Source organism: Nonomuraea sp. NPDC049152 (assembly GCF_040648355.1).
In the GTDB taxonomy this organism is placed as follows: Bacteria; Actinomycetota; Actinomycetes; order Streptosporangiales; family Streptosporangiaceae; genus Nonomuraea.
In genome coordinates, this window is record NZ_JBEZDO010000008.1 from 156,948 (window position 1) to 169,488 (window position 12,541).

Consider the following 12,541-nt stretch of genomic DNA (forward strand, 5'->3'; position numbering starts at 1 on the left):
CTATCTTGCAGGCAGGCGCGGTGAGCTCAGACCTGGGGCTTCTCGGAGTCCGGTACGAGCTCGACCGTGCAGTGCGCGCACCGTCTGGCCTCGACGGGGATGTCGCCGAGACACTCGGGGCACTGCTTCGTCGTGGCCGCCTTGTCGCCCTCGAACAGGCCGATCAGCCTGGTCATCGGCATCACGACCAGCCAGTAGACCACCGCCGCGATGATCAGGAAGGTGATCAGGTGGTTGAGGAAGTCGCCGTACTTGAACTCGCTGCCGTTGACGGTGAAGGAGTACTGCGCGAAGTCGGGCTCCCTGCCGCCGGTGACCGCCCCGATCAGCGGCGTGACCAGGTCGGCGACCAGCGCCTGCACGAGCCCGCTGAACGTCGCCCCGACGATGACGGCGACGGCGAGCTCGACGATGTTGCCCCTCAGTAAGAACTTCTTGAATCCGCCCATGGCGGAGGCACATTGCCGGGGAGGAGCAAGGCAAACCTGGATCCCGTCGGTCAGGCCGTCCATGGCGCACAGGTCGCGCACGTCCCCGAGGCTCGTCCTGCCGCGGGCCGGGCAAAACTCTGTCAAAGAAACGGAGTGCCGTGATGCGGATCTGCGATCTGAACGTCAGAGCGGCGATGACCTCGCCGTTCAGGAATCTGCTCGAACTGCTCGACATCTGGACGTTCGCCCGATGGGACAGGAGGGCCGAGGCGCAGGGATGGACCGTGGTCAGGCCCCAGCCGCTGGTCCACCTCTACCGCCACTCCGACTTCGCCTCGATGGTCACGTGCGGCGGCTGCGGAGGAGAAGGAATCACCAGGAAGGGCGCGTGTCACATCTGCCTGAGTTCGGGCAGGCAGCGGCCTGAACCCGATCGATGACGGGCGCGGGGTTATCGGTGGCTACGGAGCGGGCATCTAGGCAGCCGCTGCCTCCTGGGCGAACATGGGGGCCAGAGCGTAAGGGGAGCCTCGATGATCGAGATCTGGCCGGGAGACCCGTATCCTCTCGGCGCCACCTACGACGGCGCGGGCACCAACTTCGCGCTGTTCACCGAGGTAGCGGATCGCGTCGAGCTCTGCCTGTTCGACGAGGACGGCAAGGAATCCAGGGTTCCGTTCACCGAGTGCGAGGGGTTCATCTGGCACGGCTACCTGCCGGGCGTGGGCCCAGGCCAGCGGTACGGCTACCGCGTGCACGGCCCCTACGACCCCGCGCACGGCCTGCGCTGCAACCCGAACAAGCTCCTGCTCGACCCGTACGCCAAGGCGATCGAGGGCGGTGTCACCTGGGATAAGGCGCTCTACGACGGCGACAGGCCCAACTCCGAGGACTCCGCCCCCTACATGCCGCGCTCGATTGTCATCAACCCGTTCTTCGGCTGGGGGCACGACCGGCCGCCCGCCACGCCGTACCACGACACGGTGCTGTACGAGGCGCACGTACGGGGGCTGACGATCGCCCACCCCAAGATCCCTGAGCGCATCCGCGGCAGCTACGCCGCGCTCGGCCACCCAGAGATCATCGACCACCTCACCAAGCTCGGCGTCACCGCGCTGGAGCTGATGCCCGTCCACCAGTTCGTCACCGACCAGCACCTGGAGGAGAAGGGGCTGACCAACTACTGGGGCTACAACACCAGCGGGTACTTCGCCCCGCACAACCGCTACTCCAGCCAGGGGCAGCGCGGCGGGCAGGTGCTGGAGTTCAAGGCGATGGTCAGGAACCTGCACGAGGCGGGCATCGAGGTCATCCTCGACGTCGTCTACAACCACACCGCCGAGGGCAACCACCTGGGCCCCACCCTCAGCCTCAAGGGGATCGACAACCCCACCTACTACCGCCTGGTCGACGGCGATCCCCAGCACTACATGGACACCACGGGCACCGGCAACAGCCTGCTCATGCGCAGCCCCCAGGTTCTCCAGATGATCATGGACTCGCTCCGCTACTGGGTCATGGAGATGCACGTCGACGGCTTCCGCTTCGACCTGGCCGCCACACTGGCCCGCGAACTGCACGAGGTGGACAGGCTGTCGGCCTTCTTCGACCTGGTGCAGCAGGACCCCGTGCTGTCGCAGGTCAAGCTGATCGCCGAGCCGTGGGACGTCGGCCCCGGCGGCTACCAGGTCGGCAACTTCCCCGCCAGGTGGACCGAGTGGAACGGCAAGTACCGCGACACGATCAGGGATCTGTGGCGCGGCGAGTCCGCCACGCTGCCCGAGTTCGGCTCGCGCTTCACCGGCTCGGGCGACCTCTACCAGAGTGACAGCCGCCGTCCCGTCGCCTCGATCAACTTCGTGACCTGCCACGACGGCTTCACCCTGCACGACCTGGTCTCCTACAACGAGAAGCACAACGAGGCCAACGGCGAGGGCAACAGGGACGGCACCGACGACAACCGCTCGTGGGACGCGGGAACGGAGGCGCTGCGGGAGCAGCAGAAGCGCAACTTCCTGACCACGCTCTTCCTGTCGCAGGGCGTGCCCATGCTCTCCCACGGCGACGAGCTCGGCCGCACCCAGCAGGGCAACAACAACGGCTACTGCCAGGACAACGAGCTGACCTGGGTCGACTGGTCCGACGTGCGGAACAAGTGGCTGCTGCTGGAGTTCACCCAGCGGCTGGCCAAGCTGCGCCGCGAGCACCCCGTCTTCAGGCGCAGGCGCTTCAACTACGACATGGCGTGGCTCACCCCCTCGGGCGAGGAGATGACCGTGGACGACTGGAACGTGGGCTACGCCAAGTCGCTGGCCGTCTACCTCAACGGCAAGGCGATCACCGAACCGGACAGGAGGGGCAGACCCATCGTCGACGACTCCTTTCTCGTGCTGTTCAACGCCCACCACGACACCATCAAGTTCACGATCCCGAAGGACTACGGCGAGATGTGGCTGACCGAGATCGACACCGCGATGCCGATCATGCTCGACAACAGGGTCAAGAGAGCGGGGGAGCGGCTGCAGGTTCCGGGACGCTCGATGCGGGTGTTGCGCGGTGTCTAGGCCCGTCTCGACCTACCGCGTCCAGCTGACCCCGGACTTCGGCTTCGCCGAGGTCGCGGGCATCGCCCCCTACCTGCGCGACCTGGGCGTCAGCCATGTCTACCTCTCGCCCGTCCTACAGGCGGTGCCCGAGTCGCTGCACGGCTACGACGTCATCGACCACTCCAGGATCAGGGAGGAGTTCGGCGGCGCCAAGGGATTCCGCGAGATGGCCGAGGTGCTGGCCTCCCACGACCTGGCGGTCGTGGTCGACATCGTGCCCAACCACATGAACACGGCCAACGAGCAGTTCAGGTCCGTGCTCAGCGAGGGCCTGGACTCGCCGTACGCGCACTGGTTCGACATCGAGTGGCGCGAGGGCAGGGTGGCGGTGCACTCCTTCGCCGAGGACCTGCCCGAGTCGGAGTACTACCACATCATCGACTGGCGCGAGGGGCCGGGCTACCGGCGCTTCTTCGACGTCTCCTCGCTGATCGGGCTGCGCGTGGAGGACCCCTCCGTGCTGTTCGCCACCCACGAGGTGATCTTCTGGCTGCTCGACGAGGGCCTGGTCGAAGGGTTGCGGATCGACCATCCCGACGGGCTGGCCGACCCGCGCGACTACCTGGACAAGCTGCGGGCCAGGACCGGCGGGGTGTGGACGGTCGTGGAGAAGATCCTCATCGGGGAGGAGCGGCTGCCCGACGACTGGGCCTGCGACGGCACCACCGGTTACGACGTGCTCAACCGGGTCAACGGCCTGTTCGTCGACCCGGAGGGCAAGGCGCCGCTGGTCGAGCTGTTCACCCGGCTGACCGGGCAGGACGCCCATTACCCGAGCGTGATGACCCGCGCCAAGCGCGAGGTCGTCGACCTGTTCTTCGGCGGCGAGGTGGAGCGGCTGTCCCGCGTCACGGGCGTGTCCCCCGCCGACCTCACCGAGCTGCTGGTGGCCATGCCGGTCTACCGGGCCTATGTCACCCCCGGCGAGCCGGTCGACCCGGCGGCGAAGCAGATCGTGGAGGCCGCCGCGCCCAACCCCGAGACCACCCGCGCGGTCCTGTACGGCCCGCCGGAGGCGGTCGTCCGCTTCCAGCAGACGTGCGGCCCCGTCATGGCCAAGGGCGTGGAGGACACCGCGCTCTACAGGTGGTTCCCGCTGGCCTGCCTGAACGAGGTGGGCGGCGAGCCGGACCGCTTCGGGATGTCCGTCGAGGACTTCCACGACTACTGCGGGCAGATGCTGCCCTTCACGATGACCACGCTGTCCACCCACGACACCAAGCGCTCGGAGGACGTCCGCGCCCGCCTGCAGGTGCTGTCGGAGCTGCCCGCCGAGTGGGCGCGGGCCGTGGAGGGCTGGGCGGGACAGCTCGCCTTCGACCCGAGCATCGACTACCTGGCGTGGCAGACGCTGATGGCCGCCTGGCCGATCTCGGCCGACAGGTTCACCGACTACCTGCTCAAGGCCGCCCGCGAGGCCAAGACCGCCACGTCGTGGATCGCTCCCGACCCCGCCTACGAGGAGGGGCTGCGCGCCTTCGCCCGCAAGGCGGTCGAGCTGCCGATCGGCGACTTCACCGCGACGGTCGACCGCTACGCCGTCGCCAACTCGCTCGGCCAGAAGCTGGTGCAGCTCATGATGCCGGGCGTGCCCGACGTCTACCAGGGCAACGAGCGCACCGACTTCTCCCTCGTCGACCCGGACAACCGGCGGCCCGTCACCTTCCCGTGCGCCGCCGACTCGGCGTGGGACGCGGCCAAGCTGCTGGTCACCACCCAGGCGCTGCGCCTGCGGCGCAGGCTCGGGCCCGCCGCGCCGTACGAGCCGATGGCCGCGTCGGGGGAGGCCGCCGAGCACGCGGTCGTCTTCGGAAGGGGGCGCGCGGTCGCCGTGGCGACCCGCCTGCCCGTACGGCTGGCCAGGCGCGGCGGCTGGGGCGCGACCACGATCACGCTGTCCCACGGAAGCTGGCGCGACCTGCTCACCCGTGAGCTGTACACCGGCCGCGTCCCTGTCGGCCACCTGCTCGGCAGGTATCCCGTCGCACTCCTGGAGAGACATGATCTTTGAGGTGTGGGCGCCGCAGGCGACCTCCGTTGAGATCGAGACCATGGGCGAGCGGCACCCGCTGCGGCCGGACTCGAGCGGCTGGTGGTCGGTGGACGTGCCGGGGGCCGGGCACGGCACCGGCTACCGCTACCTCGTCGACGGCGAAGGGCCCTACCCCGACCCGCGCACCCGCAGGCAGCCCGAGGGCATCTTCGGGCCCAGCCGCGTCTACGACCACGCCCACTTCACCTGGAGCGACCACGAGTGGAAGGGCCGCGACCTGCGGGGCTCGGTCATCTACGAGCTCCACATCGGCACCTTCACGACCGAGGGCACCTTCACGGCGGCGCTCGAACGGCTGGACCACCTCGTCGAGCTCGGCGTCGACTTCGTGGAGGTCATGCCGGTCGCCCCCGTGCCGGGCGGGCGCAACTGGGGCTACGACGGGGTCGACCTCTACGCGGTGAACGAGACCTACGGGGGGCCGGACGGGCTGAAGGAGTTCGTCGACGGCTGCCACCGGGCGGGCCTCGGCGTGCTGCTCGACGTCGTCTACAACCATCTCGGACCCTCGGGCAACTTCCTGCACCCCTTCGGCCCCTACTTCGCCGGCTACAGCGGCAGCTTCTGGGGCGAGGCCGTCAACCTCGACGGCCCCGGCTCGGACGAGGTCAGGCGCTACTTCGTCGACAACGCTCTGCAGTGGCTGCGCGACTTCCACATCGACGGGCTGCGGCTCGACGCCGTCCACGCCCTGCACGACAGGCGCGCCACGCACCTGCTGGCCGAACTGGCCCAGGAGGTGGACGTGCTGGCCTGTTCGCTGGGCAGGCCGCTGACGCTGATCGCCGAGTCCGACCTCAACGACCCGCGCATGGTCACCCCGCTGGAGGCGGGCGGTCTCGGCATGGCGGCCCAGTGGAACGACGACGTCCACCACGCGCTGCATACCGCGGTCTCGGGGGAACGGCACGGCTACTACGAGGATTTCGCCTCGATGGAGGCGCTCGCGAAGGCCATGACATCGGGATTCGTCCACGACGGGGGCTACTCCGGCTTCCGCGGGCGCTCACACGGCGCCCCGCTCACGGGTGTGCCCGGCTACCGTCTGGTGTGCTGCGTGCAGAACCACGACCAGATCGGCAACCGCCCGGCGGGCGACCGCCTGAGCGCGACCGCGCTGAAGCTGGGCGCGGGACTGCTGCTCACCTCGCCCTTCACGCCCATGCTGTTCATGGGCGAGGAATGGGGCGCCCGCACGCCGTTCCTGTTCTTCACCGACCACGTCGAGGCCGCGCTCCGCGAGGGCGAGGGCGAGCGCAGGGCGCGCGAGTTCGAGGGGTTCGGCTACGACTGGGTCGCGCCCGACCCCTCGGCCGAGGACACCTTCCAGCGCAGCAAGCTCGACTGGAGCGAGCTCAAGGAGGAGGAGCACTGGTCGGTGCTGTGCTGGTACCGCGATCTGATCGCGCTGCGCAAGGCACTGCCCGAGCTCACCGACCCCCGGCTGGGGCGGGTCCGCGCCGAGTACGACGAGGCCGCGAAATGGCTGATCGTGCACAGGTCATCACTGAGTGTCATGGTAAATTTTTGTCCGGATCCTGTGACGTTGCCCATTTCGGTGGGGTCTGTTCTGTTGTCCTCTGAGGAGGGTGTTTCCGCTGGTCCACAGGGGATCAGGGTACCCGGACAGACCCTTGTCCTCTATCGGTCCGAGATGTATTCGTAATACGGACAGACCGATAACCTGCGACGAGCCGTCAAGCCCCTGCCAAGGGATGGTCACGGCTTTCTCGTCGCGGGGGCGACCCTTGAGCTCAGGCTGCCCGGCCCCCGTTCGTCCGAACGGAGGGCAATGGGCACGTACCTGCTGCGCAGGCTGCTGTCGAGCGTCATCCTGGTCGCCATCGCCGCGAGCCTGGCGTACCTGCTGGCGGCCAGCAGCCTCAATCCCCGTGCCAACTACGAGGGACGCCAGCCGCCCATCCCCGCGGGGGTGGTCGACAGCACGCTGGACGAGTACAACCTCAACGACAAGGCGCCGCTGCTCGAGCGCTACGGCACCTGGGTGTCCGGCCTGGTCAGAGGCGACTTCGGCAAGACCTGGGACGGCGGCTCGGTCAACGACCAGATGGTCCGGCGGATCGGCGTCAGCCTCCGCCTGCTGCTGATCGGCACCATCCTCGGCTCCGCCCTCGGCGTCGCCGTCGGCGCGTTCGCCGCGATCAGGCAGTACCGCTTCAGCGACAGGGCGATAGGCATCGCCTCGTTCGTCATCATGGCCGTGCCCGTCTTCGTCCTGGCCACCTTGCTGACGATGGGCGCCACGGGGATCAACAACGCGCTCGGGCACACGCTCATCGAGTACACCGGCGAGTACAACCCCGCGCTCAGCGGCACGGACCAGCTCCTCAACAGGCTCAACCACCTGATCCTGCCGACGCTGTCGCTGTGCCTGGGCCAGATCGCCTTCTATAGCCGCATCCAGCGCAACATGATGCTCGACGTGCTCGGCCAGGACTTCGTCCGTACGGCGCAGGCCAAGGGGCTGTCCCGCAGGACCGCGCTCTACAAGCACGCCCTCCGCACCGCTCTCATCCCAGCAGCGACCTACTTCGCCTTCGCCTTCGGCACCATGCTGACCGGCGCCACCTTCACCGAGAAGATCTTCGGCTGGCACGGCATGGGCGCATGGCTGGTGGAGTCGATCCAGCACAACGACACCAACTCCGTCGCCGCCGTCGCCCTGTTCGCCGCCGTCTGCGTCCTGGTCGCGGGACTGCTGTCCGACCTGCTCGTCGCGGCGCTCGACCCGAGAGTGCGGGTGAGCTAGAGATGCGTTCCAAGGTCGTCCTGCGCAGGGTCGTCGCCAAGCCGCAGGTCATCTTCGGCCTCGCGGGAGTCGTCCTGCTGCTCGTGCTGGCCTACCTCGGGCCGCTGGTCTCGCCGTACGGGTTCGAGGACAAGGACTTCACCGCCTTCAGGACCCCGCCCGGCGCCGACCACTGGTGGGGAACCACCCAGATCGGCCAGGACGTGTTCGCGGTGACGCTGCGCGCCATGCAGAAGTCGATCCTCATCGGCTTCCTCGTCGCGCTCATCTCCACCGGCGTGGCCGCCGTCGTCGGCGCGTTCGCCGGCTACTTCGGCGGCTGGCTGGACAAGGCTTTGATGTGGGGCGCCGACCTGCTGCTGGTGCTGCCCAGCTTCCTGATCATCGCGGTCCTGTCGCCGCGGCTGAAGGGCGCCACCTGGCTGTGGTTCGTGGTGCTGCTCGCGGCCTTCTCCTGGATGATCACCTCCAGGGTGGTCAGGAGCATGACGCTCTCCCTGCGCGAGCGGGAGTACGTCCTGGCCGCCCGCTACATGGGCATCAGTGACTGGAAGATCATCTTCCGGCACATCGTGCCCAACCTGTCGTCGCTGCTCATCATCGACGCCACCATGAACGTCAGCGGCGCCATCATCGGCGAGACCGCGCTGTCCTACTTCGGTTTCGGCGTGCAGCCGCCGGACGTCTCACTCGGCACTCTCATCTCCGCCGCGGGCGGCAGCGAGGCGATCAGCTACCCCTGGCTGTTCCTGTTCCCCGCCGGCCTGCTCGTCCTGCTGGTCCTGTGCATCAACCTCATCGGCGACGGACTGCGCGACGCCCTCGACCCGGGGAGCAACTCATGACGATCCTCGAGGTGACCGACCTCAATGTGACCTTCCGCGGCGGCGTCCAAGCCGTCAGGGGCGTCTCCTACCAGGTCGGCAGGGGCGAGGTGCTCGGCATCGTCGGCGAGTCCGGCTCAGGCAAGTCCGTGACCTCGCTGGCCGTCATGGGCCTGCTTCCCGCGGGTGCCGAGGTGACCGGCTCGGTCAAGTTGCACGGCCACGAGTTGATCGGCATGCGGGAGCAGGAGATCCTCAAGCGCCGCGGCAAGTCGATCAGCATGATCTTCCAGGACCCGCTGTCGGCTTTCACGCCCGTCTACACCATCGGCGACCAGATCGCCGAGGCGGTCCGCGTCCACCAGAAGGTCACCAGGGAGCAGGCCGCCAAGCAGGCCGTCGAACTGCTCGAACTCGTCGGCATCCCGCATCCCGACGTGCGGGCCAAGGCCTTCCCCCACGAGTTCTCCGGCGGCATGCGGCAGCGCGCGATGATCGCGATGGCCATCGCCAACGACCCCGACGTGCTGATCTGCGACGAGCCGACCACCGCGCTCGACGTCACCATCCAGGCGCAGGTCCTGGAAGTGCTGAAGACCGCGCAGAAGGAGACCGGCGCCGGGATCATCATGATCACCCACGACCTGGGGGTGGTCGCGGGCCTCGCCGACAGGGTGCTGGTCATGTACGCCGGCAAGCCGGTCGAGCAGGGCACCGTCGAAGAGATCTACTACGAGCCTCGCATGCCGTACACGATGGGGCTGCTCGCCTCCATCCCCCGGCTGGACAGGGACGACCAGCGCCTGGTGCCGATCGAGGGCGCCCCGCCCTCGCCCGCCGCGCTGCCGCCCGGCTGCCCCTTCGCGCCCCGCTGCCCGCTCAAGGTGGCCGCGTGCGACGACGCCGAGCCCGAACTCGTCCAGGTAGGCGAGCGCGAGGTCGCCTGCATCCGCTCCCACGAGATCGAGCTGAAGAAGCTCAGGGGCGCCGACGTCTTCCCCGCACCCGAAATCGTCGACGAGCCCGTCGCCCCGCGGACGCCGCGCGGGCAGCGCGACAAGGTGCTCGAACTCGACGACCTCGTCAGGCACTACCCGCTGATGAAGGGCGCCGTCTTCAAGCGCCGCGTCGGCACCGTGCACGCCGTCGACGGCATCAGCTTCGACATCGCCTCGGGCGAGACCCTCGCCCTGGTCGGCGAATCAGGCTGCGGCAAGACCACCACCCTCCAGCAGATCATGCAGCTGGAGGCCGCCCAGGGCGGCAAGGTCGTGGTCTTCGGCAAGGACAGCGCCGCGCTGACCAGGAGCGAACGCAGGGAGCTCCGCCGCGACCTGCAGATCGTCTTCCAGGACCCCATGGCCGCGCTCGACCCGCGCATGCCGGTCGGCGACATCCTCGCCGAACCGCTGCGCGCCCACGGCCACAAGGACGTCGGCAAACGCGTCGCCGAACTGCTCGACCTCGTCGGCCTCGACCCCTCCTACGCCGAGCGCTACCCGCAGCACTTCTCCGGCGGGCAGCGCCAGCGCATCGGCATCGCCCGCGCGCTGGCCCTGGAGCCCAAGCTGATCGTCCTCGACGAGCCCGTCTCCGCGCTCGACGTGTCCATCCAGGCCGGCGTCATCAACCTGCTGGAGGACCTCAAGGCCAGACTCGGCCTGTCCTACCTGATCGTGGCCCACGACCTGTCCGTCGTCCGCCACCTGGCCGACCGCGTCGCCGTCATGTACCTCGGCAAGATCGTCGAGATCGGCACCGTCCCCGAGGTGTACGGCACGCCCGCCCACCCCTACACCAGGGCGCTCATGTCGGCCATCCCGCTACCCGACCCCGCGCTGGAGCGATCGCGCAGGAGGATCATCCTCGAAGGCGACCTGCCCAGCCCCGCGCAGCCCCCGACCGGCTGCCGCTTCCACACCCGCTGCCCCAAACGCGCCCTGCTCCCCGAGCCCGAGCGCGCGAGGTGCGTGGCCGAAGAGCCCCCCGTTGTCAGGCTCGCGCACGCCGACGATCACGGCGCCGCCTGCCACTATCCCGAAGTGAGGAACTCGTGAAGGTTGCTGGCTACAAGGCCGCCGCTGGCGCGGCGCTGCTGGCTCTCGCCCTCGCCGCCTGCGGTGGCGGCGCCGACAAGCCCGCCGTAGGTTCGACGGAGGCGGCCAAGCAGGCACAGAACCAGGCCGCCGCGCTGCCCGGCAGCTCCATCAACCCGGTCGCCTACGACCAGGTCAAGGATGGCGGGACCATCACTCTCGCGCTGACCCAGTGGCAGCAGCAGTGGAACTACAACCAGGTGAACGGCACGCACGCGACCGTCTCCGACGTCTACGACGCCACCATGCCCAGCATGGGCACGGCCGACGACAAGGCCGACCTGGTCAACAACCCCGACTACGTCACCGAGTGGAAGATGGAGCTGAAGGGCGACAAGCAGGTCGTCACCTACAAGCTCAACGACAAGGCCAAGTGGTCCGACGGCGAGCCGATCACCTACAAGGACTTCGCCGCCCAGTGGAAGGCCCTCAACGGCACTGAGAAGAAGTACCAGGTCAGCTCCACCGACGGCTACGACCGCGTCTCCTCGGTCGAGAAGGGCGCGACCGACTACGACGTCGTCGTCACCTTCTCCAAGCAGTACCCCGACTGGAAGGGCATGTTCTCCCCGCTCCTTCCCGCCGCCACCAACTCCGACGCCACCGCGTTCAACAAGGACTGGATCGACAAGTTCCCGGTGACCGCGGGCCCGTTCAAGGTCGAGTCGCTCGACCAGACCGGCAAGACCGTCACCCTTGTGCGTGATGACAACTGGTGGGGCAAGAAGGCCAAGCTCGACAAGGTCATCTTCCGCGCCCTCGACTCCGGCGCCACCGTCAACGCCTTCGCCAACGGCGAGCTTGACGTGATGGAGGTCAACCCCATCGCAGCCGATCTCAAGCGCGCCAAGGACGTCCCGAACGTCGACATCCGCAAGGCCGCGGCCCCCAACTGGCGGCACATCACCGTGAACGGCTCAGCGCCCAACCTCACCGACAAGTCGGTCCGCCAGGCCGTCCAGCTCGGCATCAACCGCGAGGCCATCACCCAGTCCGACCTCAAGGACCTCGACTGGCCCGTGCAGGTGCTCAACAACCACCTGTACATGAACACCCACAAGGGCTACGTCGACAACTCCGGCGAGCTCGGCAAGTACAACCCCGAGAAGGCCAAGCAGCTGCTCGACGCGGCCGGTTGGAAGATGGACGGCGACTACCGCAAGAAGGACGGCAAGGAGCTCGAACTCCGCTTCATCGTCCCCGCCGCCTACCCGCTGGCCAAGCAGGAGGGCGAGCTGACCCAGGCGATGCTCAAGGACGTCGGCGTCAAGATCAAGATCGAGCCGGTCCCCGACGACAAGTTCTTCGACGACTACATCATCCCCGGCAACTTCGACCTGGTGCCGTTCGCGTGGCTCGGCACGCCGTTCCCGAACGGGGCGCTGCCGCAGATCTACAAGAAGCCCACCGGCAAGGACAACTACGGCAGCAACTTCCCGCGCATCGGGTCGGCGGAGCTGGACACGTTGATCGAGCAGGCGGCCGGGGAGATGGACCCCGCGAAGTACATCGAGTTCGGCAACCAGGCCGACAAGCTGATCTGGGACGAGGTGCACACGATCCCGCTGTACCAGCGGCCCAGCATCTTCGCGGCGAAGAAGACGGTGGCCAACTACGGGGCCTTCGGCTTCGCGACCAAGGACTGGTCGTCGGTCGGCTTCACCCAGTAGTCAGTGGTGTGCGGCCGAGACGCTCGGCTTGGGTTCCCAGCCGAGCGTCTCGCATGGTCGTGATGTTCCCTGCCTTGGTCCTGTGGCCGCT

9 protein-coding genes are annotated in these 12,541 nt (G+C 68.1%); 8 read left to right on the forward strand and 1 reads right to left on the reverse strand.

Annotated features, from left to right (window positions below; genetic code table 11):
- Positions 1 to 26: 26 nt before the first annotated feature.
- Positions 27 to 449, reverse strand: a complete 423-nt coding sequence (gene mscL / locus AB0B45_RS17235; RefSeq protein WP_358131449.1) for a large conductance mechanosensitive channel protein MscL — start codon at positions 447 to 449, stop codon at positions 27 to 29.
- A 143-nt stretch (positions 450 to 592) separates the two neighbouring features.
- Between mscL and AB0B45_RS17240 the strand changes: the two genes are divergently transcribed.
- The 8 genes from AB0B45_RS17240 (at position 593) to AB0B45_RS17275 (ending at position 12,450) form a co-directional block, all read left to right on the forward strand.
- Entirely contained in the window at positions 593 to 871 is a 279-nt protein-coding gene (locus AB0B45_RS17240) for a hypothetical protein (RefSeq protein ID WP_358131450.1), read from the forward strand.
- 93 nt (positions 872 to 964) lie between these two features.
- Complete coding sequence (gene glgX, locus AB0B45_RS17245) at positions 965 to 2,995, forward strand: glycogen debranching protein GlgX (protein WP_358131452.1); 2,031 nt, start codon at positions 965 to 967, stop codon at positions 2,993 to 2,995.
- Positions 2,988 to 5,048, forward strand: coding sequence for a malto-oligosyltrehalose synthase (gene treY, locus AB0B45_RS17250; RefSeq protein ID WP_358131454.1), 2,061 nt, complete (start codon positions 2,988 to 2,990; stop codon positions 5,046 to 5,048). The genes glgX and treY overlap by 8 nt, the downstream gene beginning before the upstream one ends.
- Positions 5,038 to 6,756: a malto-oligosyltrehalose trehalohydrolase gene (gene treZ / locus AB0B45_RS17255; protein ID WP_358131456.1), complete on the forward strand. Its 1,719-nt coding sequence runs from the start codon at positions 5,038 to 5,040 to the stop codon at positions 6,754 to 6,756. Before treY ends, treZ begins: the two co-directional genes overlap by 11 nt.
- A gap of 126 nt (positions 6,757 to 6,882) precedes the next feature.
- Positions 6,883 to 7,860 carry an ABC transporter permease gene (locus AB0B45_RS17260; protein WP_358131458.1) on the forward strand — a complete coding sequence of 326 codons (978 nt, stop codon included), beginning with the start codon at positions 6,883 to 6,885 and terminating at the stop codon, positions 7,858 to 7,860.
- A 2-nt stretch (positions 7,861 to 7,862) separates the two neighbouring features.
- Complete coding sequence (locus AB0B45_RS17265) at positions 7,863 to 8,705, forward strand: ABC transporter permease (protein ID WP_358131460.1); 843 nt, start codon at positions 7,863 to 7,865, stop codon at positions 8,703 to 8,705.
- A complete protein-coding gene (locus AB0B45_RS17270) occupies positions 8,702 to 10,741 on the forward strand; it encodes an ABC transporter ATP-binding protein (RefSeq protein ID WP_358131461.1) in 2,040 nt (679 codons plus the stop codon). Before AB0B45_RS17265 ends, AB0B45_RS17270 begins: the two co-directional genes overlap by 4 nt.
- Positions 10,738 to 12,450, forward strand: a complete 1,713-nt coding sequence (locus AB0B45_RS17275; protein ID WP_358131462.1) for an ABC transporter family substrate-binding protein — start codon at positions 10,738 to 10,740, stop codon at positions 12,448 to 12,450. Before AB0B45_RS17270 ends, AB0B45_RS17275 begins: the two co-directional genes overlap by 4 nt.
- Positions 12,451 to 12,541 lie beyond the last annotated feature (91 nt).

Excerpts from the sequence above, each read along its gene's own strand:
- mscL (WP_358131449.1), bottom strand. The coding sequence starts at position 449 with ATGGGCGGATTCAAGAAGTTCTTACTGAGGGGCAACATCGTCGAGCTC.
- AB0B45_RS17240 (WP_358131450.1), top strand. The coding sequence starts at position 593 with ATGCGGATCTGCGATCTGAACGTCAGAGCGGCGATGACCTCGCCGTTC.
- glgX (WP_358131452.1), top strand. The coding sequence starts at position 965 with ATGATCGAGATCTGGCCGGGAGACCCGTATCCTCTCGGCGCCACCTAC.
- treZ (WP_358131456.1), top strand. The coding sequence starts at position 5,038 with ATGATCTTTGAGGTGTGGGCGCCGCAGGCGACCTCCGTTGAGATCGAG.
- AB0B45_RS17260 (WP_358131458.1), top strand. The coding sequence starts at position 6,883 with ATGGGCACGTACCTGCTGCGCAGGCTGCTGTCGAGCGTCATCCTGGTC.
- AB0B45_RS17265 (WP_358131460.1), top strand. The coding sequence starts at position 7,863 with ATGCGTTCCAAGGTCGTCCTGCGCAGGGTCGTCGCCAAGCCGCAGGTC.
- AB0B45_RS17270 (WP_358131461.1), top strand. The coding sequence starts at position 8,702 with ATGACGATCCTCGAGGTGACCGACCTCAATGTGACCTTCCGCGGCGGC.